Annotated in this window: 27 protein-coding genes, 2 tRNA genes and 2 rRNA genes; 23 read left to right on the top strand and 8 right to left on the bottom strand. The window is 29.1% G+C overall.

What is annotated here, in order from left to right; genetic code table 11:
* Positions 1–14: 14 nt before the first annotated feature.
* From rpsN to rplQ, 14 genes are all read left to right on the top strand, one after another.
* On the top strand, positions 15–320 hold the full coding sequence (gene rpsN, locus HU701_RS02780; protein WP_158346724.1) for a 30S ribosomal protein S14: 306 nt from the start codon (positions 15–17) through the stop codon (positions 318–320).
* 15 nt (positions 321–335) lie between these two features.
* Positions 336–728 (top strand): 30S ribosomal protein S8, encoded by a 393-nt coding sequence (gene rpsH, locus HU701_RS02775; RefSeq protein WP_158346722.1) that lies wholly within the window; start codon positions 336–338, stop codon positions 726–728.
* A gap of 10 nt (positions 729–738) precedes the next feature.
* Positions 739–1,275, top strand: coding sequence for a 50S ribosomal protein L6 (gene rplF / locus HU701_RS02770; RefSeq protein ID WP_158346720.1), 537 nt, complete (start codon positions 739–741; stop codon positions 1,273–1,275).
* Position 1,276: 1 nt separating this feature from the next.
* A complete protein-coding gene (gene rplR / locus HU701_RS02765; protein ID WP_158346718.1) occupies positions 1,277–1,642 on the top strand; it encodes a 50S ribosomal protein L18 in 366 nt (121 codons plus the stop codon).
* A gap of 13 nt (positions 1,643–1,655) precedes the next feature.
* Positions 1,656–2,162, top strand: coding sequence for a 30S ribosomal protein S5 (rpsE, locus tag HU701_RS02760; RefSeq protein WP_158346716.1), 507 nt, complete (start codon positions 1,656–1,658; stop codon positions 2,160–2,162).
* A gap of 10 nt (positions 2,163–2,172) precedes the next feature.
* Positions 2,173–2,352, top strand: a complete 180-nt coding sequence (rpmD, locus tag HU701_RS02755; protein ID WP_158346714.1) for a 50S ribosomal protein L30 — start codon at positions 2,173–2,175, stop codon at positions 2,350–2,352.
* Positions 2,353–2,355: 3 nt separating this feature from the next.
* Positions 2,356–2,790, top strand: a complete 435-nt coding sequence (rplO, locus tag HU701_RS02750; RefSeq protein WP_158346712.1) for a 50S ribosomal protein L15 — start codon at positions 2,356–2,358, stop codon at positions 2,788–2,790.
* Between the two features lie 10 nt (positions 2,791–2,800).
* Positions 2,801–4,120, top strand: a complete 1,320-nt coding sequence (gene secY / locus HU701_RS02745) for a preprotein translocase subunit SecY (RefSeq protein ID WP_158346711.1) — start codon at positions 2,801–2,803, stop codon at positions 4,118–4,120.
* Positions 4,121–4,144: 24 nt separating this feature from the next.
* Complete coding sequence (gene rpmJ, locus HU701_RS02740) at positions 4,145–4,261, top strand: 50S ribosomal protein L36 (RefSeq protein ID WP_158340233.1); 117 nt, start codon at positions 4,145–4,147, stop codon at positions 4,259–4,261.
* A 100-nt stretch (positions 4,262–4,361) separates the two neighbouring features.
* Entirely contained in the window at positions 4,362–4,718 is a 357-nt protein-coding gene (gene rpsM, locus HU701_RS02735; protein ID WP_158346709.1) for a 30S ribosomal protein S13, read from the top strand.
* Positions 4,719–4,735: 17 nt separating this feature from the next.
* The gene (rpsK, locus tag HU701_RS02730; RefSeq protein ID WP_158346707.1) at positions 4,736–5,128 is read left to right on the top strand and encodes a 30S ribosomal protein S11; all 393 of its coding nucleotides are present in this window, start codon (positions 4,736–4,738) and stop codon (positions 5,126–5,128) included.
* Positions 5,129–5,153: 25 nt separating this feature from the next.
* On the top strand, positions 5,154–5,774 hold the full coding sequence (rpsD, locus tag HU701_RS02725) for a 30S ribosomal protein S4 (protein ID WP_158346705.1): 621 nt from the start codon (positions 5,154–5,156) through the stop codon (positions 5,772–5,774).
* Between the two features lie 31 nt (positions 5,775–5,805).
* The gene (locus HU701_RS02720; protein ID WP_158346703.1) at positions 5,806–6,795 is read left to right on the top strand and encodes a DNA-directed RNA polymerase subunit alpha; all 990 of its coding nucleotides are present in this window, start codon (positions 5,806–5,808) and stop codon (positions 6,793–6,795) included.
* 37 nt (positions 6,796–6,832) lie between these two features.
* Positions 6,833–7,234, top strand: a complete 402-nt coding sequence (gene rplQ / locus HU701_RS02715) for a 50S ribosomal protein L17 (protein ID WP_158346701.1) — start codon at positions 6,833–6,835, stop codon at positions 7,232–7,234.
* Positions 7,235–7,327: 93 nt separating this feature from the next.
* On the opposite strand, the gene fmt is transcribed toward rplQ, so the two are convergent.
* Positions 7,328–8,275, bottom strand: coding sequence for a methionyl-tRNA formyltransferase (fmt, locus tag HU701_RS02710; RefSeq protein WP_158346699.1), 948 nt, complete (start codon positions 8,273–8,275; stop codon positions 7,328–7,330).
* Between the two features lie 6 nt (positions 8,276–8,281).
* Positions 8,282–8,791: a peptide deformylase gene (gene def / locus HU701_RS02705; protein ID WP_158346697.1), complete on the bottom strand. Its 510-nt coding sequence runs from the start codon at positions 8,789–8,791 to the stop codon at positions 8,282–8,284.
* 256 nt (positions 8,792–9,047) lie between these two features.
* On the opposite strand from def, the gene HU701_RS02700 reads away from it, so the two are divergent.
* From HU701_RS02700 to cspE, 7 genes are all read left to right on the top strand, one after another.
* Positions 9,048–9,521, top strand: coding sequence for a DUF494 family protein (locus tag HU701_RS02700; RefSeq protein WP_158346887.1), 474 nt, complete (start codon positions 9,048–9,050; stop codon positions 9,519–9,521).
* A 127-nt stretch (positions 9,522–9,648) separates the two neighbouring features.
* Entirely contained in the window at positions 9,649–10,134 is a 486-nt protein-coding gene (locus HU701_RS02695) for a Sua5/YciO/YrdC/YwlC family protein (protein ID WP_248594378.1), read from the top strand.
* Positions 10,127–10,957, top strand: a complete 831-nt coding sequence (gene aroE, locus HU701_RS02690) for a shikimate dehydrogenase (protein ID WP_158346693.1) — start codon at positions 10,127–10,129, stop codon at positions 10,955–10,957. The genes HU701_RS02695 and aroE overlap by 8 nt, the downstream gene beginning before the upstream one ends.
* Before the next feature lie 129 nt (positions 10,958–11,086).
* A tRNA-Glu gene (locus tag HU701_RS02685) sits at positions 11,087–11,158 on the top strand.
* A 151-nt stretch (positions 11,159–11,309) separates the two neighbouring features.
* Positions 11,310–14,223: ribosomal RNA gene (locus tag HU701_RS02680) — 23S ribosomal RNA — on the top strand.
* Between the two features lie 111 nt (positions 14,224–14,334).
* A 5S ribosomal RNA gene (gene rrf / locus HU701_RS02675) occupies positions 14,335–14,450 on the top strand.
* Positions 14,451–14,736: 286 nt separating this feature from the next.
* Entirely contained in the window at positions 14,737–14,946 is a 210-nt protein-coding gene (gene cspE / locus HU701_RS02670; RefSeq protein ID WP_009874442.1) for a transcription antiterminator/RNA stability regulator CspE, read from the top strand.
* A gap of 121 nt (positions 14,947–15,067) precedes the next feature.
* Here cspE and ybeD read toward each other — a convergent pair whose 3' ends face one another.
* A complete protein-coding gene (gene ybeD / locus HU701_RS02665; RefSeq protein ID WP_158346691.1) occupies positions 15,068–15,331 on the bottom strand; it encodes a DUF493 family protein YbeD in 264 nt (87 codons plus the stop codon).
* Between the two features lie 258 nt (positions 15,332–15,589).
* On the opposite strand from ybeD, the gene cysS reads away from it, so the two are divergent.
* Positions 15,590–16,981 carry a cysteine--tRNA ligase gene (gene cysS / locus HU701_RS02660; RefSeq protein WP_178919403.1) on the top strand — a complete coding sequence of 464 codons (1,392 nt, stop codon included), beginning with the start codon at positions 15,590–15,592 and terminating at the stop codon, positions 16,979–16,981.
* Between the two features lie 23 nt (positions 16,982–17,004).
* Here cysS and folD read toward each other — a convergent pair whose 3' ends face one another.
* A complete protein-coding gene (folD, locus tag HU701_RS02655; protein WP_178919401.1) occupies positions 17,005–17,862 on the bottom strand; it encodes a bifunctional methylenetetrahydrofolate dehydrogenase/methenyltetrahydrofolate cyclohydrolase FolD in 858 nt (285 codons plus the stop codon).
* A gap of 132 nt (positions 17,863–17,994) precedes the next feature.
* Here folD and HU701_RS02650 point away from each other — a divergent pair.
* Positions 17,995–18,068 (top strand) — tRNA-Arg (locus HU701_RS02650).
* A gap of 8 nt (positions 18,069–18,076) precedes the next feature.
* Here HU701_RS02650 and adk read toward each other — a convergent pair.
* The 4 genes from adk to dnaX form a co-directional block, all read right to left on the bottom strand.
* The gene (adk, locus tag HU701_RS02645) at positions 18,077–18,730 is read right to left on the bottom strand and encodes an adenylate kinase (RefSeq protein WP_178919399.1); all 654 of its coding nucleotides are present in this window, start codon (positions 18,728–18,730) and stop codon (positions 18,077–18,079) included.
* Between the two features lie 63 nt (positions 18,731–18,793).
* The gene (gene htpG / locus HU701_RS02640) at positions 18,794–20,668 is read right to left on the bottom strand and encodes a molecular chaperone HtpG (protein ID WP_178919397.1); all 1,875 of its coding nucleotides are present in this window, start codon (positions 20,666–20,668) and stop codon (positions 18,794–18,796) included.
* Between the two features lie 53 nt (positions 20,669–20,721).
* Positions 20,722–21,054 (bottom strand): YbaB/EbfC family nucleoid-associated protein, encoded by a 333-nt coding sequence (locus HU701_RS02635; protein ID WP_158346681.1) that lies wholly within the window; start codon positions 21,052–21,054, stop codon positions 20,722–20,724.
* A gap of 51 nt (positions 21,055–21,105) precedes the next feature.
* Positions 21,106–22,200, bottom strand: coding sequence for a DNA polymerase III subunit gamma/tau (gene dnaX / locus HU701_RS02630; RefSeq protein ID WP_178919395.1), 1,095 nt, complete (start codon positions 22,198–22,200; stop codon positions 21,106–21,108).
* Positions 22,201–22,296 lie beyond the last annotated feature (96 nt).

Raw genomic sequence — 22,296 nt, 5'->3', positions numbered from 1 at the left:
TTTAAGGTTATCTAATGGCTAAACAATCAATGAAAGCACGTGAAATTAAACGTATAAAATTAGCTAATAAATTTTATGCTCAACGTATTTCGCTCAAAACTATTATTAAAAATATGAAACTTTCAAAAGAAGAGCGTTGGGAAGCTGTACTTAAACTTCAAGTGTTCCCACGTGATTCTAGTCCATCACGACAAAGAAATAGATGTCGTCAAACAGGTCGTCCACATGCTTTTTTGAGAAAATTCGGTCTTAGTCGTATTAAAGTTAGAGAAGCTGCTATGAAAGGCGAAATTCCTGGTTTAAAAAAAGCAAGTTGGTAATTTTAAGGAGATAAAATGAGTGTTCAAGATCCAGTAGCTGATATGTTGACACGTATTAGAAATGGTCAATCAGCTAATAAATATTCTGTTAAGATGCCTGCTTCTAAATTAAAAAATTCTATAATAAAATTGTTAAAACAAGAAGGTTATATTAATAATTATAATATAAATGGTGAAAATAAATTAGAATTAGAAGTTATTTTAAAATATTTTAAAGGAAAATCTGTAATAGAAAAAATTCAAAGAGTAAGTCGACCAAGCTTACGAATATATAAAAAAAAGAATAATTTACCTAAAGTTATGTCTGGATTAGGCATTGCTATAATTTCAACTTCTCATGGTATTATGACAGATCACACCGCACGTAAACTTGGTCTTGGTGGCGAAGTTATATGTTATGTAGCTTAAAGGAGATAAAATGTCTCGTATTGCTAAATGTCCAATTCCTATTCCAAAAGATGTTAAAGTTGAATTAAATGCACAATTAATATCTATTCAAGGAAAATATGGTAATCTTTCACGTATTATTCATCGTGCAGTTGAAGTAAAATATTTAAATAATGTTCTTACCTTTTCAGCGCGTTTAGGGTTTTCTGATGGCTGGGCGCAAGCTGGTACGTCAAGAGCTCTTGTTTGCTCAATGATCACAGGGGTTTCGAAAAAATTTAGTAAAAAATTACAATTTTCTGGTGTAGGTTATCGTGTTTCAATAACAAAAGATAATATTATCAATATGTCTTTAGGATATTCGCATCCTATTTTATACTCTTTACCCTCTTCTATTGAAGTTGAATATGTTTCCTCTACAGAAATTATCATCAAGGGAGTAGATAAGCAATTAGTCGGACAAGTTTCAGCGAACTTAAGATCTTATCGTAAACCAGAACCTTATAAAGGAAAAGGCATTCGATATTCAGATGAAATTGTGCGCGTAAAAGAGGCTAAAAAAAAGTAAAATGACTACTTCTAGAAATTCAAAAATAAACTCTCGTATACGTCGATTAAAAAAATCACGTTATCAAATGAAAAAATTAGGAGCAACGCGTTTAGTTGTGCATCGCACTTCTCGTCATATCTATGCTCAAATAATTTCTTCTGAAGCAAAAGTTTTAGTTTTTGCCTCGACTGTAGAAAAACAGATTAAATCTGGTTTGAAATATACGGGAAATAAAGAGGCAGCAGAAGTTATTGGAAAAAGTATTGCTAAAAGAGCTTTGTTAAAAGGAATATCTAAAGTTTCATTCGATCGTTCTGGTTTTAAATATCATGGTCGTGTAAAAGTATTAGCAGATTCTGCTCGAAATTTTGGGCTCAAGTTTTAAGGCAAAATATAAAATGGTCAATATTGATAAAAAAAATAACAACGAATTACAAGAAAAGTTAATCACTGTAAACCGTGTGTCAAAAACAGTTAAAGGTGGTCGAATTTTTTCTTTTACAGCTCTAACAGTAGTTGGCAATGGAAAGGGACGTGTTGGTTTTGGATATGGAAAAGCTCGTGAAGTCCCTGCAGCTATCCAAAAAGCTATGGAAAAAGCAAGACGTAATATGTTTACTATACCGTTAGCAAATAGAACCTTACAACACCCTCTAAAAGGATCGCACACTGGATCTAATGTATTTATGAAGCCTGCTTCAGATGGTACTGGAATTATTGCGGGAGGAGCTATGCGTGCAGTTTTAGAAGTAGCTGGTATACATAATGTACTAGCTAAAACGTATGGATCAACTAATCCAATTAATGTAGTTCGAGCGACTATGAATGGTTTAGTTAATATGAAATCCCCAGAAATGATAGCAGCGAAAAGAAATAAATCTATTGAAGATATCTTAGGAAGGTAAATTCTAATCAATGAAAACTATTAAAATTACTCAAGTAAAAAGTTCTATAGGAAGAATTCCAAAACATAAAAAAACACTGTCTGGTTTGGGATTGCGTTTTATTGGACATACCGTTACTCTTGAAGATACGCCTTCAATTCGAGGTATGATTAAAAAAGTATCGTATATCTTAAAAATACAAGAGAAATAATTTATGCATCTAAATAGTTTATCTCCGTCATTTGGATCTAAAAAAAATCGAAAAAGATTAGGTCGAGGCATTGGTTCTGGTTTGGGAAAAACAGCTGGAAGAGGACATAAAGGTCAAAAATCTAGATCTGGTGGAAGTATAAATCGTGGTTTCGAAGGAGGTCAAATGCCTTTGTATAGAAGACTTCCTAAATTTGGATTTAAATCCAGAAAAACAAATATTACTACTGAAGTTAGATTATCTCAAATATCACAATTATCAGCTAACATAATTGATTTAAAAATTTTAAAAAAAGAAAATATTGTTAATAAGAATGTTAAATATGTAAAAATTATTCTTTCAGGGAAATTAAAAAGCCCTATAATATTACGTGGTTTGCGTGTTACTAAAGGCGCTCGTATAGAAATTGAAAATTATGGTGGTAAAATTGAAGGATAATTAGTAAATAATGATTAATAAATTAGGAATGAATTTTAAAAATTCTAAAAAAAATATTAATGAACTTAAAAATAGAATTATTTTTGTAATAATTTCTTTAATTATTTTTCGTATCGGCTCCTTTATTCCTATACCTGGAATTGATACTACAATTTTGTCTAGAATATTAAATCATCAAAAAGGCACTATTTTTGAAATGTTTAATATGTTTTCTGGCGGGGCTTTGAATCGAGCTTCTATTTTTGCATTAGGTATCATGCCCTATATATCGGCTTCTATTATTATTCAGTTACTAACTTTAGCGATTCCTTTTTTATCCGAATTAAAGAAAGAAGGAGAAGCAGGTCGATATAAAATTAATGAATATACAAGATATGCTACTTTAATATTAGCTTTTTTTCAGTCGGTTGGTGTTGTGACAAGTTTATCTAGCATATCCAGCATGCGACCTATTATAGTTGATACAAATTTTTATTTTTATTTTACTGCTATTATTATATTAGTAACTGGTACTATGTTTTTAATGTGGTTAGGAGAATTAATTACAGAATGTGGTATTGGTAATGGTATTTCTATTATCATTTTTACAGGTATAATAGCAGGACTTCCTTCTGCGATTACACATACAATTGAGCAGACTAGACAAGGGCATTTACATTTATTATTGTTTTTATCTGTTTTATTATTAATTTTTTTAGTTGTTTTTTTAGTTGTTTTTATTGAACGTAGTCAGAGAAAAATTATTGTTCATTATGCTCAGCGTCAACAAGGTCGTCGTATTTATTCAGCACAAAGTACTCATTTACCTTTAAAAGTAAATATGTCTGGTGTTATTCCTGCAATATTTGCCTCAAGTATTGTATTATTTCCTGCTACTATTATATCTTGGTTTGGAATAGATAAGAAATACAGCTTTTTTAAAACTATTTTGTTTTATTTTCAACCTAATCAGTCTTTATACCTAGTTTTATATACAGCTTCTATTATTTTCTTTTGTTTTTTTTATACTGGATTAGTTTTTAATCCTCGTGAAACTGCAGACAACTTAAAAAAGTCAGGCGCTTTTATTTCAGGAATTAGGCCAGGTGAGCAAACAGCTAAATATATTTATAAAATTATGTTACGATTAACATTTTTTGGTTCTTTATATATTACCTTTATTTGCTTAGTACCAGAATTCATGAGAAGTGCTATGAATGTCCCATTTTACTTTGGTGGTACGTCATTGCTTATTGTAGTTGTAGTGATAATGGATTTTATTGCTCAAATTCAAACTTTAATAATGTCTAGTCAATATGACTCTATATTAAAAAAAGCTAGGTTAAATTAAATTTTTAATAGTTGAGGATTTTCAATGAAAGTTAAAGCTTCTGTTAAAACACTTTGTCGAAGTTGTAAAATTATACGACGTAATAATGTAGTAAGAGTTATTTGTAGTAATGATCCGAAACACAAACAACGTCAAGGTTAAAGTTAAAAAATAAAAACTATATTAAAATTTATTAATATTTATATATATTGATAAATTTATTATGTTAGTTTATCTTAATAAATTTTAAGGATTGTATAAAATGGCTCGTATCGCCGGTATTAATATTCCTGAGAATAAACATACTATCATAGCATTAACAGCAATATATGGAATAGGAAGAAAACGATCTAAGATTATTTGTATGAATTCAAATATTTCAGAAACCATGAAAATAATAGATTTAAAAGAATCAGATATTGAATTATTGAGAGAAAATGTAGCTAAATATGTAGTTGAAGGCGATTTAAGACGAGAAAAAAATTTAAATATTAAGCGTTTAATTGATCTTAATTGTTATCGTGGCATACGACATCGTAAAAATCTTCCGGTCCGAGGACAAAGAACAAAAACAAATGCTCGTACTTGTAAAGGCCCTAGAAAAGCGATAAAAAAATAATTTAGGTAATTTTAATTATGGTAAAAAACTCAGTTATTCGGACACGTAAACGTGTAAAAAAACAAATAACAGATGGTATAGCTCATATTCATGCTTCATTTAATAATACTATTGTAACTATTACTGATCGGCAAGGTAATGCTCTAGGCTGGGCAACGTCTGGAGGTTCCGGTTTTAGAGGTTCTAGAAAATCAACTCCCTTTGCTGCACAAATTGCAGCTGAACGTTGCGCAGAAATAGTAAAAGATTATGGTATAAAAAATTTAGAAGTTATGGTAAAAGGTCCTGGTCCAGGTAGAGAATCTACTATTAGAGCTTTAAATGCTGCTGGATTTCGTATTACAAATATTACTGATGTAACACCTATTCCTCATAATGGTTGCCGGCCTCCTAAAAAACGTCGTGTGTAAATTTTAGAAATTATTGGAGAATTAAATGGCAAAATATTTAGGCCCTAAATTAAAATTAAGTCGACGTGAAGGAACTGATTTATTTTTAAAATCTGGATTTCGCTCGATAGAATCAAAATGCAAATTAGAGCATCCTCCTGGGCAACATGGATTAAGAAAACCAAGATTGTCTGATTATGCAATTCAATTGCGCGAGAAACAGAAAGTACGTCGTATTTATGGTGTTTTAGAGCGGCAATTTAAAATATATTACAAAAAAGCTTCACGTTTAAAAGGTAATACTGGAGAAAATTTACTGCAAATTCTAGAAAGAAGACTTGATAATGTAGTGTATCGTATGGGATTCGGATGTACACGTGCTGAATCGAGACAGTTAATTAATCATAAATCTATTCAAGTAAATAATCATGTTGTGAACATTGCATCATATCAAGTTACTCCTAATGATCGTATATCTATTAGAGATAAGTCTAAAGCTCAATCACGGATAAAAGCTGCTTTGGAATTAACTGAACAACGAGAAAAACCTATTTGGATAGAAGTAGATTTTATTAAAATGGAAGGGATTTTTAAACGATTTCCTGAACGTTCAGATTTGTCTTCAGAAATTAATGAACATTTGATTGTTGAACTTTATTCTAAGTAATAAAACTGACTATTAGATATAGGGGTTTATTATGCAGAGTTCTATTATGGGATTTTTAAAGCCACGTTTAGTCGATATTGAACAAATTACCCCAACTCACACGAAAGTTACATTAGAGCCATTAGAACGAGGCTTTGGTCATACACTGGGCAATGCATTGCGAAGAATTTTACTGTCTTCTATGCCTGGTTGTGCTGTAACAGAGGTAGAAATTGACGGTGTTTTACATGAGTATAGTACTAAAGAAGGCATTCAAGAAGATATTTTGGAAATTTTACTAAATTTAAAAGGATTAGCAATTAAGTTGCATGGAAAAGATGAGGCCTTTATTAATCTTCAAAAAACAGGTATTTGTTGTGTTACTGCTTCAGATATTATACATGATAATGATGTTGAAATTATAAAACCTAATCATGTAATTTGTCATTTAACGGATAATAATTCCTCTATTCAGATGAGAATAAAGGTACAACGTGGAAGAGGTTATATTCCAGCTTCATCTCGAGTACATGTAGAAGACGAATCAAGACCTATTGGTTGCTTGTTGGTAGATGCATGTTATAGTCCTATAAATCGAATTGTTTACAATGTTGAAGCTGCACGAGTTGAACAAAGAACAGATTTGGATAAACTAATTATCGAAATGAAAACAAATGGGACAATTGATCCTGAAGAAGCTATAAGACGTGCTGCAACTATTTTGTCAGAACAATTAGAAGCTTTTGTTGATTTGAGAGATGTTAAAGAACCAGAAGTAAAAGAAGAAAAACCTGAATTTGAACCTATTTTATTGCGTCCTGTAGATGACTTAGAATTAACCGTACGATCAGCTAATTGTCTTAAAGCAGAATCTATACATTATATAGGCGATTTAGTTCAAAAAACTGAAGTTGAACTTTTAAAAACACCTAACTTAGGAAAAAAATCGTTAACTGAAATTAAAGATATATTAGCTTCACGTAATTTATCGCTTGGAATGAAATTAGAAAAATGGCCTCCATTGAACGCTTTAGAAGAATAATTTCTTATTAATACTATGTTTATAAAGGTATAAAATTATGAGACATCGAAAAATCGGCCGTCAGTTAAATTGCAATAGCAGTCATCGTAGTGCCATATTTAAAAATATGGCATGTTCATTATTGACTAATGAAATTATAAAAACTACTTTGGCAAAAGCAAAAGAACTGCGTCGTGTCGTCGAGCCTATGATTACTTTGTCAAAAATAGACAATGTCGCTCGTAGAAGATTAGTTTTTTCAAGAATTAGAAATAATGAAGTAGTCGCTAAATTATTTAAAATTTTAGGCCCTATTTTTTTAAATCGATGTGGTGGCTATACTCGCATTTTAAAATGTGGATTTCGATCTGGCGATAAAGCTCCTATGGCTTATATCGAACTTGTAGATCGTGTTAAAAAAAACATAAAAGACAATAGCATTAAAAACATTAAAAATTAATTTTAAATTAAATAAATATTATTATGTTATATGTTTAAGCAAACGGAAGTCGACCGTTTGCTCGTTTTTATTTTAAAAATCAGCTAAAAATATTTATGATAATATTTTTCCGCATTTAAAATAACTTTTTTTTGAAATTATTATATCTTTTATGCTTAAAATATTTTTACCAGGTAGTTGTATTTTTTCAATATTTAATATTTTATCTTTTGTATTTACTTGTACTCCATTTTTATCAATAGAAATAATTTCTCCTATTGAATAATTACGACAAGTATTTTCTGTTGTTTTTGCTTGCCAAACTTTGATAGGTATTTGATCCATAAAAAAATAACATATTGGCCAAGGATTGAAAGCACGTATTAATCTCTCTAAAAAATCGGCGCTTTTATTCCAATTTAATAATGCATCTGTTTTAACAATTTTTTTTGAAAAAGTTGCATATTTTTCATTTTGTTGAGTTTCTTTGAAGATATTATTATTTATTTTATATAAAGCTTTCATTAATATTTTAATACCAATTTTAATTAACTTTAAAGATAATGTTGCTGATGTTTCTTTAGAGGATATTAGACATTCCTTTAACATTATTATATTTCCAGCATCAATTTTATTGTTCATTTTAATGATACTTATTCCAGTTTTTTTATCTCCAGATAAAATTGCTGATTGAATAGGTGATGCTCCTCTCCATCTAGGTAATAGCGAAGCATGAACATTAATGCATCCTTTAGGAAATATAGATAATATTTTTTGAGGTATTATTTTTCCATATGAAACTACTATCATAATTTCCGCGCAAAAACTTGATAATATTTTTTGAAAATTTTCATCGCCTAGATTTAATGGTTGAAGAATAGGAATGTTTTTTTTCATTGCCGTTTGTTTTACAGGGGAAAAAATTATTTTGTGTCCTCTTCCATGTGGACGATCTGGTTTAGTAATCACGGCTTTAATATTGCATTGAAAGTTTATTAAAGCAGATAAATATTTTTCAGAAAAATTTGATGTTCCAGCAAAAACAATTTTTAGTGTTTTCAAGTTGATTTATATCCTTTCAAGATATTTTATTTTTTTTTTAAATTTTTTTTTAATTCTTTCTCTTTTCAATAATGACAAATAATCTATAAATAGTATTCCTTGTAAATGATCAATTTCATGTTGTATACAAATAGATAATATTGATTTCGCTTCTATTTCTATTGTTTTTCCAAGTAAATTTATCGCTTTTACTTTTATATAATCTGAACGTGGTACAAAATCACGGTATTCTGGAATAGATAAACATCCTTCTTGAATACTAATATTTCCTTTTTTTTCAATAATTTTAGGATTAATAAGTATTAAATCATCTTTCTTAAAATTTTCTTTACTAATCACTACAATCTGCAATGGTACATTAACTTGTGTTGCTGCTAAACCAATGCCTTCTTTTTCATACATAGTATCTAACATATTGCAAGTTAATTTTTTTATTTCTTTTGTAATTATACTAACTGGCTTTGCAATGAATCTTAATTTTGGGTTAGGATATTGTAATATTTTTAAAACAGACATATATTTATTTATATTATTTTTAAAATTGTTTAATTTTATAGTATAAACTCTTTTAATATATTTAAAAGTTAACTTTTGATACTTTTAAAAACTTTTCAAGTTTTATTTAGATAACATTTAGTTTTTATTAAATTAATTTAATAATTTTTAATAAATTATAAAGTTTAATTATGTTAAATATTTAAAATATTAACAAAATTAATATGTAAAGCGTTATTAAATATTCAATTTTTTTTAATATTTAATTGAGGATATGATGTTTGAAATATTAATATATTTATTTGAAACCTGTGTACATAATGAATCAAAAATATCTATTGATTATGACAGTTTAATAAAAGATTTATCAGATATAGGTTTCCGAAAAAAAGATATTTGTAATGCATTACGATGGTTAAAAAATTTATCTTCTTGCAAAAAAAATAATTTTTCATCTATTAGCTTGACTTCTGATCAAATTTCAACACGAGTTTACAATCAAAAAGAATTATTTAAGTTGAATTCTGATTGTCGTGGTTTTATACTATTTCTAGAGCAATTAGAAATATTAACTTTAGAAACACGTGAAATGATTATTGAAAAGATTATGGATTTAGAAATTAACGAGTTAAATTTAGAAGATTTAAAATGGATTATTTTAATCGTTTTATTCAATTCTCCAGGATGCGAGATAGTGTATAGAAAACTTGAAAATTTATTATTTAATTTTACCACGAAAATAACACATTAAGTTTATAAATACATGATGTTTTTTATATGAGAATTATTCAATGAGTAAGAGTTTTCATCTCAATTCATTAATATATTGTATACAAAAATTGTATTGCAAGAAAATAATTGCGTATCCTACAGAATCTATGTTTGGATTAGGATGTGATCCTGATAATGAAAAAGCAGTTAAAAACTTATTAAATTTAAAAAAAAGAAATATAAAAAAAGGTTTGATATTGGTAGCTGCTTATTATAGTCAAATAAAAAAATATATTGACGAAAATCAAATATCAATCAAACAAAAAAAAAATATGTTTAATTACTGGCCAGGACATTTTACACTTTTATTACCATCAAATTCTTCAACTCCTTATTGGATAACTGGTAAACATAAAACTGTGGCTGTTCGTATTAGTAATCATAAAAGTATAGTGAAATTATGTACTGTTTTTGGAAAGCCATTAATATCAACAAGTGCTAATTTTTCTAATATGTCTCCATGTTTTACTAGAGAAAGTGTTTTAAAAATTTTTGGTAAAAATTTTCCATTTCTAAACGGTAATATAGGAAATGAGAAAAATGCTTCTAAAATAATCAATATTATGAATGGAAAATTAGTTCGTTATGCCTAAAAATAAAAATTTTAATTATGCTTTATTTGGAAATCCTGTTAATCATAGTAGATCTCCAGAAATTCATGATTTTTTTTCGAAACAAACTGGGATTTTACATATTTATGAAGCTATTAATGTTCCGTTAGATCGATTTTCTTTGTTAGTTTCTGATTTTTTTAAAAATAATATTAGTGGTGCAAACGTGACTTCTCCTTTTAAAAAGGAAGCATATTTTTTTTCTGATAAATTAAGTGAAAGAGCTCAAATTGCTAAATCTGTTAATACATTAAAAAAAGTAGATAATCAATACGTTTTAGGAGATAATACTGATGGTATTGGATTGCTTTCGGATTTGAAGAGATTAAAATTCATAAAAAAAAATTTTTCTGTTTTAATATTAGGAGCAGGTGGAGCAGTTCAAGGCGTTCTTTTATCAATTTTGTCAATGGGATGTTCAGTTTATATTTTAAATAGAACAGATTTGAATGCTTTAAATTTAGTAAATCAATTTAAGAAATATGGAAATATTAAAATATTCAAAACAAATAGTTTTAAAAAAAAATATTTTGATTTAGTTATTAATGGATTATCTAGAAACATTCAATATGAAAATATTTTTATTCCATTGAATTTATTTTCTTCTAAAACTTTTTTTTATGATATGAATTATGGATCAGATAAAACATCTTTTCTTAATTGGTGTAAAAAGATCAATGCTAAGTATGTTTCAGATGGAATAGGAATGTTAGTTTTTCAAGCAGCTCATTCTTTTCTAGAATGGCATGGAATCTTTCCAAAGATAGATTATATTATCAATCTATTAAATCAAAAATCGTTTTAATATGAAAATTCATTAAAATATTTAAATAAAATTTTTATATATTTATTTAATATTAAAGAAAATACTTGACTCTTTTTTTTCGATCTGTATTATTATAATACTTATTAAAGTCATAATTTTTATTTAAAAGTCCCCTTCGTCTAGAGGTTAGGACATCGCCCTTTCACGGCGGCAACAGGGGTTCAAATCCCCTAGGGGACGAAATAAAAATAATTTTTTTAAAATTAATTATATACTAATTTAAATTATTATGTTATTCTTCTATAAGTATTAAGACATACATAAATAAAGCTCTTTAAAAATTCGGAAAACAAGCATATATTTTATTTAAAAAAACACCTGTGGGTTGTAAGGTTAAGCAAATAAGCGTGTATGGTGAATGCCTTGGCAGTCAGAGGCGAAGAAGGACGTGCTAATCTGCGAAAAGCGTCGGTAAGCTGATATGAAGCGTTATAACCGTCGATGTCCGAATGGGGAAACCCGATACATTTGTATCATTATTAATTGAATCAAATAGATTAATAAAGCAAACCAAGGGAACTGAAACATCTAAGTACCTTGAGGAAAAGAAATCAACTGAGATTCCCTTAGTAGTGGCGAGCGAAAGGGGAAAAGCCCAGAACTATAATCAAAATATTTTATAGTAGAATGATTTTGGAAAATTCAGCGATACATGGTGATAGCCCAGTATACGAAATAAAATGTTTTGTGAGTTCGAAAAGTAGAGCGGGACACGAGAAATCCTGTTTGAATACGGGGGGACCATCCTCCAAGGCTAAATACTCCTGACTGACCGATAGTGAACTAGTACCGTAAGGGAAAGGCGAAAAGAACCCCGGCTAGGGGAGTGAAATAGAACCTGAAACCGTACACGTACAAGCAGTGGAAGCATTTGGAAATATGAAGTGTGACTGCGTACCTTTTGTATAATGGGTCAGCGACTTGTATTCTGTAGCAAGGTTAACCGATTAGGGGAGCCGAAGGGAAACCGAGTCCTAAATAGGCGTTAAGTTTCAGGATACAGACCCGAAACCCGGTGATCTAGCCACGGGCAGGTTGAAGGTTGGGTAAAACCAACTGGAGGACCGAACCGACTGATGTTGAAAAATCAGCGGATGACCTATGGCTAGGGGTGAAAGGCCAATCAAACCGGGAGATAGCTGGTTCTCCCCGAAAGCTATTTAGGTAGCGCCTCGTGAACTCATCTACGGGGGTAGAGCACTGTTTCGGTTAGGGGGCCATCCCGGCCTACCAATCCGATGCAAACTCCGAATACCGTAGAATGTTATCACGGGAGACACACAGCGGGTGCTAACGTTCGTTGTGGAAAGGGAAACAACCCAGACCGCCAGCTAAGGTCCCAAAGTCATAGTTAAGTGGGAAACGATGTGGGAAGGCATAAACAGCCAGGATGTTGGCTTAGAAGCAGCCATCATTTAAAGAAAGCGTAATAGCTCACTGGTCAAGTCGGCCTGCGCGGAAGATGTAACGGGGCTCAAACTATGCACCGAAGCTGCGGCAGTAAAAATTTATTTTTTTACTGGGTAGGGGAGCGTTCTGTAAGCCATCGAAGATATATTGTAAAGTATATTGGAGGTATCAGAAGTGCGAATGCTGACATGAGTAACGATAAAGCAGGTGAAAAACCTGCTCGCCGAAAAACCAAGGTTTCCTGTCCAACGTTAATCGGGGCAGGGTAAGCCGACCCCTAAGGCGAGGCTGTAAAGCGTAGTCGATGGATAACAGGTTAATATTCCTGTGCTTAGTTTTATTGCGAGGGGGGGACGAAGAAGGTTAGGTTATCCAGGTGACGGTTATCCTGGTTTAAGTGTGTAGGTATGATAATTAGGAAAATCCGGTTATCTTTAATCTGAGGCACGATGACGAGTCATCAAGGTGACGAAGTAACTAACACCACGCTTCCAAGAAAAGCCTCTAAGCTTCAGATAAAGCTAAATCGTACCCAAAACCGACACAGGTGGTTAGGTAGAGAATACTAAGGCGCTTGAGAGAACCCAGGTGAAGGAACTAGGCAAAATAGTGCCGTAACTTCGGGAGAAGGCACGCTAATTTAAGTGAAAGGATTTTCTCCTTTAGCTAAAGTTAGTCGAAGATACCAGCTGGCTGCAACTGTTTATTAAAAACACAGCACTGTGCAAACACGAAAGTGGAAGTATACGGTGTGACGCCTGCCCGGTGCCGGAAGGTTAATCGAAGGAGTTAAAGGAAACTTGAAGCTCTGAACTGAAGCCCCGGTAAACGGCGGCCGTAACTATAACGGTCCTAAGGTAGCGAAATTCCTTGTCGGGTAAGTTCCGACCTGCACGAATGGCGTAATGATGGCCAGGCTGTCTCCACCTGGGACTCAGTGAAATTGAAATTGCTGTGAAGATGCAGTATACCCGCGGCAAGACGGAAAGACCCCGTGAACCTTTACTATAGCTTGACACTGAATTCTGAATTTTAATGTGTAGGATAGGTGGGAGGCTAAGAAGTTAAAACGCTAGTTTTAATGGAGCCAATCTTGAAATACCACCCTTTAAAATTTGGTATTCTAACCTAGCGCCGTTATCCGGTGTAGAGACAGTGTCTGGTAGGTAGTTTGACTGGGGCGGTCTCCTCCCAAAGAGTAACGGAGGAGTACGAAGATTGGCTAATCACGGTCAGACATCGTGAGTTTAGTGCAAAGGCATAAGCCAGTTTGACTGTGAGCATGATAATGCGAGCAGGTGCGAAAGCAGGTCTTAGTGATCCGGTGGTTCTGCATGGAAGGGCCATCGCTCAACAGATAAAAGGTACTCCGGGGATAACAGGCTGATACCGCCCAAGAGTTCATATCGACGGCGGTGTTTGGCACCTCGATGTCGGCTCATCACATCCTGGGGCTGAAGCAGGTCCCAAGGGTATGGCTGTTCGCCATTTAAAGTGGTACGCGAGCTGGGTTTAGAACGTCGTGAGACAGTTCGGTCCCTATCTGCCGTGGGCGTTGGAAGATTGAGAGGGGCTGCTTCTAGTACGAGAGGACCGAAGTGGACGCATCACTGGTGTTCGGGTTGTCATGCCAATGGCATTGCCCGGTAGCTACATGCGGAAAAGATAAGTGCTGAACGCATATAAGCACGAAACTTGCCTCAAGATTAATCTTCCCTGAAACACAAAAATGTTTACTGAAGGGACGTTGAAGACTACGACGTTGATAGGCTAGATGTGTAAGCATAGTGATATGTTGAGCTAACTAGTACTAATGACCCGAGAGGCTTAACCTTACAACACCAGAGGTGTTTTTAATTAAATAAGTTGAATTAAAGCTTGTTTTACTGAATTTATTGTTGTATTAATATATATATATATTATAATAGCATTATAAAAATAACATGTCTGGTAAAAATAGTGTAGTGGTACCACCTGAATCCATTCCGAACTCAGAAGTGAAACGCTACTTCGCCGATGGTATTACGGGGACTCCCCGTGTGAGAGTAGGTAAATTCCAGACATAAAAAAACCCGAAAAAACTTTTTCGGGTTTTTTTATATGTAAAAAAAGATTTTTTTAAAATTAGTAATTATAAAATATTTAATATTTTATAAAAATAAATTTTTTAAAATAAATATAAAAATTCTTTTTTAATACATTACTTTCTAGCTAACAATAGATTTACATGTTAATCTATTAAAAATTTTCTATTATTTTTGATTTTTTATCTTTTTATGATAAAAATCATTTATAATTATTTTAGTTCGTTTTTTAATTTAGTATATTTTTATGTGAAGGTAATATAGATGTCCAAGATTAAAGGTAATGTTAAGTGGTTTAATGAGTCTAAAGGTTTTGGTTTTATTACTCCGGAAGATGGAAGTAAAGATGTATTTGTTCATTTTTCAGCTATACAAAGTAATGGATTTAAAACTTTAGCAGAAGGTCAAAGTGTTGAGTTTGAAATTACTGAAGGAGCAAAAGGACCATCTGCTGCTAATGTTATTAGTTTGTAATAGGGATCTATAATTTTTTTAAATATTAAATAAAATATAGATAGCAATTACATATATTTTTTAGTACGGCTCTTTATCGAGCTGTACTATATAAAAATATATTTTATGATTTTATATTTTTTTACAAAACCATTCTAACCATGTTTATCCTGCTAATATCATGATACAATCTTTCAATTTGTTTAAAATTTTTAGCACATATAGTAATTGAAATAGAAATATAATTTCCCCTGTTACTTGATTTAACTTGAGGCGTATAATCTCCAGGAATCTGAATTTGAATGACTTTTATTATTTGATCAATAAGTTCAGGCTGTGCTAAACCAATGATCTTATAAGTAAAAAAACAAGGGAATTTTAACATTTCTCGTAATTTTGTCTTCATTAATTAATCCTGGTTTTATTTTTTATAAAACGCTTCTAATTTTAGAGTAAATTCCATAAAATATTTTATAAAGAATATATAATTATTTTAAAAATTAAATATATTTTGTAATGATTTTGGTTATTTTAAAATTTAATTAAAACATATGAAAATTTTAATTATAATTAAAATTATAAATAATATAATTAGTTTATCATATTGACAATATAGAAAATAATATATTTTATATTATTTTTTTAAATTTTTTATAGGAAGATTATGTTAAAAATTTTTAATACATTAACTAGAAAAAAAGAAATATTTACACCTATTGAAAATAAAAAAATTAATTTATATGTATGCGGAATTACTGTTTATGATTTTTGTCACATTGGTCATGCACGTACTTTTATTGTTTTCGATATGATAGTACGTTATTTAAAATTTTTAGGTTTTAAAGTAAAATATGTTAGAAACATTACAGATATTGATGATAAAATTATTTTGAAATCTTTAAAAAAAAATGTTGATATTAAAGATTTTTCAAATGAAATGATTTATTTAATGAAACAAGATTTTTTGCGTTTAGGAATTGACTTTCCTGATGCAGAACCACGAGTTACAGATCATATTCATGATGTGATTCAAATTATTAAAAAATTAATTAAAAATCATAATGCATATATAAATAGTGAAGGTGATGTTGTTTTTTCGATAGATAATGACAAATCATATGGATCTTTATCTCGTCAGTCTTTAAAAGATTTAATTTCGAACAAATATTCAACTTCAAGTAGAATTAAAAAAAATCCATTAGATTTTGTACTGTGGAAAAAGTCTAAAGAAAAAGATAAATTTTTCTGGGAATCCCCTTGGGGGAAAGGTAGGCCTGGATGGCATATTGAATGCACAGCTATAACAAATGTTATTTTTAAAAGTCATATCGATATTCATGGGGGGGGATCAGATCTTTTATTTCCCCATCATGAAAATGAAATGTCTCAAACAAGATGTTTTAATGATAAATTTAAAATTAATTTTTGGATGCATTCTGGTATGGTCGTGATACACAATCAAAAAATGTCTAAATCTTTAGGTAATGCTTATTTCTTAAAAGATATGTTACTTGAATACCAACCTGAAGTGTTACGTTATTTTTTCTTATCTACACATTATCGTCATCCCATCTATTATTCTGAAAAAAATTTAAAAACAGCTGAATTGTCATTACGATATTTGTATAATGCATTGTATAATACAAATCCTATTCCTAATTCTACGGAAAGTATAAATTTAGAATTATTATTTTATGATGCAATTAATGATGATTTTAATACTCCAAAAGCATTTTTTATTTTAATAAAATTAGCTAAAGAAATTAACTATTTTAAAAATCATGACTTATATAAAGCTAATTTACTTGCTTTTAGGTTGAAAAAATTAGCTATGACTTTAAATTTTTTATCAGAAAAACCTGTGAATTTTTTACAAAAGAAATCTTTTCTAAGCGAAGAAAAAATAAGAAAAATTGAAATCTTAATTAAACAAAGAAATATTTTTAGAAAATTAAAATTTTGGAAAAAAGCTGATCAATTACGAAAGGAAATACATAAATTAAATGTAATTTTAGAGGATGCTCATGATAAAACATTCTGGAGGTACAAGCAATAATCAGTTCTGTTTTTTATTGTTATTTAAATGTCATGATACTTTTCACAAGCTTCTAACGTATTTTGAAGTAATGTTGCAACAGTCATTGGACCTACCCCGCCTGGAACTGGGGTTATATAAGATGCCTTTAAACGTGCTGATTTAAAATCAACATCACCAACTACAACACCATTTGGTAATCGATTGATTCCTACATCAACCACGATAGAATTTTTCTTTATCCAATCCCCTTGTAAAAATTTTGGTTTTCCAACAGCAACAACTAATAAATCAGCTTTACTTACATGATTTTTTAAATTCTGAGTAAATCTATGAGTAATAGTTGTTGTACATCCTGCTAATAATAACTCCATACTCATAGGTCTTCCTACTATATTAGATGCTCCTACTACAACTGCATTAAGTCCATGTGTTTTAATATTCATATGATTTAACATTGTAATTATTCCTTTAGGTGTGCAAGCTCTTAAAGTTGGATTTCTCTGACATAATAATCCTGTATTATATGGATGAAATCCATCTACGTCTTTATCTGGTCTGATACTTGTGAAAATTTTAAAATGATTTATCTTCTTAGGAATAGGTAATTGAATTAAAATACCATCTATATTTATATCATTATTTAATTGATCAATAAGATTTAATATTTTATCTTCGTTAACAGTATTCGGAAAATTCCAATATTTAGAAATTAATCCAACGTTTTTACAGGCTAATATTTTTTTATTTACATAAATTTGAGAAGCTGAATTATTTCCTATTAAAATCATTGCTAAACCTGGGATCCTTTTCCCATATTTTTGTCTTTTTTTTATTTTTTTTAAAATTTTTATTTCTAAAATTTTTGCTATTTTATTACCATCTATAATTGTTGCTGACATTTTTTTAATAACTCGATTAATTGATTTATATAATTAAAAAATTTTTTTAGAATAAACATATTTTTTAAAACATAATGTTAATTTAGTTGCATATATATTATTTTAATGTTAAATTTTATATTATATTTTAATGCGTTCTTAGCTCAGATGGATAGAGCAACGGCCTTCTAAGCCGTAGGTCACAGGTTCGAATCCTGTAGAACGCAAAAATTAATTAGTTTTTACTTTCTATTATTTTTTCTATTTCTTTGTAAATAATATTAGGTTTTTTTGTTCCATCAAGTTGAAAAAATTTTAATTTTTTTAATTTTTTTTCTTCTAAATAATATTCAGTTAATTTTTTATTATTTTTTTTATAATTTTCAAGCCTATTTTTAATACTTTCAATTTTATCATCTTCTCTAATAACAAGTTTTTCTTTTGTAATATCATCTTTTCCTTCTTCTTTTGGAGGATTAAAATAGATATGATAAGTTCTTCCTGATTGTATATGTGTTCTTCTACCTGATATTCTTTTTAATATTAATTCATCTGGAACAATAAATTCAAATACAAAATGTATCTTGATATTTAAGTTTGATATGTATTTTGCTTGTTGTATTGTCCTAGGAAACCCATCTAACAAAAAACCTTTAACATAATTTGCTTCTTTTATTTTTTCATAGACAAGATCGCAAACAATATTATCTGAAACTAATTCACCTTTTTTTAAAATATTATATATTTTTTTACCAATTTTATTTTTTGATTCAATATGTTCGCGTAATATATCTCCTGTAGATATTTGTGGAATTTTATATTTTTTTGAAATTAGTTTAGATTGAGTGCCTTTTCCAGTACCTGGAGCACCTAATAAAATAATATGCATAGTCGCTTTTAAAATAGTTTTAATATTTAGATTACTACTATAAAAAAAGTAGTAATCGTATTTTTATAATTTTATAAATAATTTGTTCATTCTAGAAATAAATTCATGAGGGTTATCTAAATTACCCTTTTCAGCTAATAAAGATTGATCTAATAATAGTTTTATCCATTCTTCAAATATTTTACTATCACTAATTTTGCATATTTTCTTAATCAATTCATGCTTTAGATTAATCTCAAATATATATTTTAACTCTGGAACAGATTGTCCTGCAGCAGTAAAAAGTTTAGCCATTTGTGTGCTCATTTCATTTGAATCGCTTAACACAATACATGGAGTATCTGTTAATCTATTTGTTAATCTAACAGATTTTACTTTATCACCTAGTACTTTTTTCACTTTATTTAAAAAGTTAACTGTTTCTTTTGATGTTTCTTCTTTTTCTATTGGTTTATCTTTTATAAATTTGTTTAATGAAGTGTCTTCTTTGCTAATAGATTGAAATTTTCTACCTTCAAATTCAACAAGATAATTCATCATCCACTCGTCAATTCTATCTGATAATAGTAAAACATCAATATTTTTTTTGTTGAATAATTCAAGATGAGGACTATTTTTAGCGGATATATAACTATCAGCGGTGATATAATATATTTTTTCTTGTTTTTCAATCATATTAGATATATATTGTTTTAATGATATTTTTTGTTCTGAACTATTATTTTTAGTTGATGTAAATCGTAAAAGATTAGCTATTAAGTTCAAGTTTTCATTATCTTCTGCAGGACCTTCTTTTAAAACTAGACCAAATTCTTTCCAAAAAGATTGATATTTTTCATGATCATTTTTAGATAATTTATCTAGCATTTTTAATGATCTTTTTGTTAATGCTTTTTTTAAATTTTGAGTAATAGAATTATTTTGTAATATTTCCCTAGAAATATTTAAAGGTAAACTATTTGAATCTATTATTCCTCTAATAAATCTTAGATAATTTGGTAAGAATTCTTGAGAATTGTCCATAATATAAACACGTTTTACATATAGTTTTAAACCATGCTTGTTTTCTCGGTTCCAAATATCCCAAGCCGCTTTTTCTGGAATATATAATAAACTAATATATTCATGATTACCTTCTACGTGATTATGGCTCCAAGTAATAGGATTGTTTTGGTCATGAGTTAAATATTTATAAAATTCTTGATATTCTTTTTTACTGATTGCGGATTTATTTTTTGTCCATAGTGCTTGCGCTTTATTGATTTGCTCCCAAAGATATGTTTTATTTTTTTCATCATATATTTGTATTTCTACTGGTACAGTAATGTGATCAGAATACTTATTAACAATATTTTTAATTTTCCATGTTTCTAAAAATTCATCTTCTTCTTGTTTTAAGAATAATGTAATTTCTGTTCCTTGTGTTTTTTTTGTAATATTTTCAATATTATATTCTCCTTCTCCTGAAGATTCCCATAATATTCCATCATTAGATTTATTTCCAGCAAATTTTGTTCTTACTAATACTTTATCTGAAACTATAAAAGACGAGTAAAAACCCACTCCAAATTGACCTATTAATTCATTTTCTATATTATTTTTTTTGCTTTTCAAAGATTTTAAAAATGTCTTTGTTCCTGATTTTGCAATTGTTCCTAGATTTTCAATTATGTCCTTACGTGTCATTCCAATTCCATTATCATTAATTATGAGCGTTCTTTGTGATTTATTAATAGAAATTTGAATTTTTGGTGTTTCATTAAATAATTCTGGTGATGATATAGATTCAAATCGTAGTTTATCTATTGCATCTGACGCATTAGATATTAATTCTCTTAAAAAAATTTCTTTATTTGAATATAAAGAATGAATCATCAAATGTAATAGCTCTTTTACTTCAGATTGAAAACTATATGTTTCCTTTTTTATTATATTCATAATGTGATCCTTAATTAATTTGAAATATAAAATATTTTTAAAATTTTTGAACTTTATATTGGCATATTAAATCCGGGTGGAAGTTGCATTCCCGTAGATATATCAGACATTTTTTTCTTTTGAACTTCAGAAATTCTTCTAGTTGCGTCATTAAATGCAGCAGCTGCTAAATCTTCTATCATATCTTTATCGTCATCTTTTAATAAGCTTGAATCTATTTCTACACGTTTGCAGTTATGTGACCCATTAATAGTTACTTTTACTAATCCTGCTCCCGCTTCTCCTGTTACTTCTATTTTAGATATTTCTTCTTGTACTTGTGCCATTTTTTCTTGCATTTGTTGAGCTTGTTTCATTAAATTACCTAATCCACCTTTACTGAACATATTTTTCTCGCTTTTGAAATTTTTATAAATATTTAAATAAAAATAAAATTGTTACTTATTTTTCATTTCCGTGATTGCTTGAAGCAAAGTCATTGTTACACCTATTTTATGATTAGGTGAAAAAATTAGCTTTTTTCTTCCATCTAATAAAGTTTTATAACATATTTGAATATCTTTTTTCTTCCCATTACGTACTATCTCTTGAATATCGTGTAGATAATTTTTATAAATGTTATCATTCCATTCTGATGAATATATTTTTTTCATGGCAATATGATATAATAAACGTAATATTTCTATTAGAATATTTTCCCATTCTATATTTATCTTATCCATTTTATTTAATAAAAACATTATTTTTTTATAATCTTTTTCTAATAAATATTGAGTTAATAAATAAATGTTTTTTTTACTTGGAATACCTAACATTATATTAATTTTATTCAAATTAATGTTACTTTTGCTAAAGCTAATAGCATGTTCTAATAAATTTAATCCATCTCTCATACTACCTTTAGAATGTTCAGATATAATTTTCAAAGCATCTATATCAAAATTAACATTTTCATTTTTTAAAACAAATTTTAAATAATTTAAAATATCTTCTTCAGATAGTATATTTAATTTAAAGCATAAGCAACGCGAGGCAATAGTTTTAGGTATTTTTTCTATATCTGTTGTTGCTAAAATAAATTTAACATGTTTAGGTGGTTCTTCTAAAGTTTTTAAAAGCGCATTAAAGCTATGTCTAGAAAGCATATGTACTTCATCAATTAAATATATTTTAAATCTACTCTTGCTTGGACAATAATAAATATTATCTAATATTTCTCTCATTTCCTCTATTTTTGTTCTTGAAGCAGCGTCTATTTCAATAAAATCTATCGAAGTTCCTGTTTCTATTTCTTTGCAATTAGTACATACCCTACAGGGTATAGAGCTGATGTCTTTTTGACAATTTAAACTTTTAGCTAACAATCGACCAATAGTCGTTTTTCCTACGCCTCTAGTTCCCGATAGTAACCATGCATGATGTATCTTTTTCATAAAAATAGAATTACATATTGCGGTTATGATATTTTTTTGACCAATAATATCTTTAAAGGATTGAGGGCGATATTTTCTTGCTATTATTTGATAGTTCATATTTTTTAAAGATCATTAATAATATTAATTTTATTTTAAAATTAAAATTTTTTAAATATTAGTTGTAAATTATATTTTTAGTGTGTAAAATGTGAA

The sequence above is a fragment of the Buchnera aphidicola (Aphis gossypii) genome (genome assembly GCF_013394915.1).
In the GTDB taxonomy this organism is placed as follows: domain Bacteria; phylum Pseudomonadota; class Gammaproteobacteria; order Enterobacterales; family Enterobacteriaceae; genus Buchnera; species Buchnera aphidicola_AZ.
This window is presented reverse-complemented; position numbering and strand designations above follow the sequence as displayed.